The sequence below is a fragment of the Streptococcus oralis genome (assembly GCF_003943415.1).
GTDB lineage: Bacteria > Bacillota > Bacilli > Lactobacillales > Streptococcaceae > Streptococcus > Streptococcus oralis_BJ.
In genome coordinates this window covers 1-789 of the sequence record NZ_RJPK01000023.1, presented here as the reverse complement: position 1 = coordinate 789, position 789 = coordinate 1, and the positions used below count along the sequence as shown (strand labels likewise).

1 protein-coding gene is annotated in these 789 nt (G+C 45.0%); it reads right to left on the bottom strand.

Going from position 1 to position 789, the window contains the following annotated elements:
- On the bottom strand, positions 1 to 789 hold a 789-nt coding region (locus tag D8801_RS09660; protein ID WP_185758529.1), incomplete at both ends, for a hypothetical protein.

Genomic DNA, 789 nt, shown 5'->3' with positions numbered 1-789 from the left:
ATGCTGAAGTTGATTGACTTGAGCTTACTGATGCTGAAGTGCTTTGGCTTGCTGATACTGACGCTGAAGCTGATTCACTTGCACTTACAGATGCTGAAGTTGATTGACTTGAGCTTACTGATGCGCTTGCTGATTGGCTTGCACTTACAGATGCTGAAGTTGATTCACTTGAGCTTACAGATGCTGAAGTGCTTTGGCTTGCTGATACTGACGCTGAAGCTGATTCACTTGCAGATACTGATGCTGAAGTTGATTCACTTGAGCTTACTGATGCGCTTGCTGATTGGCTTGCTGATACAGATGCTGAAGCTGATTGACTTGCAGATACAGACGCTGAAGCTGATTGGCTAGCTGATACAGACGCTGAAGCTGATTCACTTGCACTTACAGATGCTGAAGTTGATTGACTTGAGCTTACTGATGCTGAAGTGCTTTGGCTTGCTGATACTGACGCTGAAGCTGATTCACTTGCAGATACTGATGCTGAAGCTGATTCACTTGAGCTTACTGATGCGCTTGCTGATTGGCTTGCACTTACAGATGCTGAAGTTGATTGACTTGAGCTTACTGATGCTGAAGTGCTTTGGCTTGCTGATACTGACGCTGAAGCTGATTCACTTGCACTTACAGATGCTGAAGTTGATTGACTTGAGCTTACTGATGCGCTTGCTGATTGGCTTGCACTTACAGATGCTGAAGTTGATTCACTTGAGCTTACAGATGCTGAAGTGCTTTGGCTTGCTGATACTGACGCTGAAGCTGATTCACTTGCAGATACTGATGCTGAAG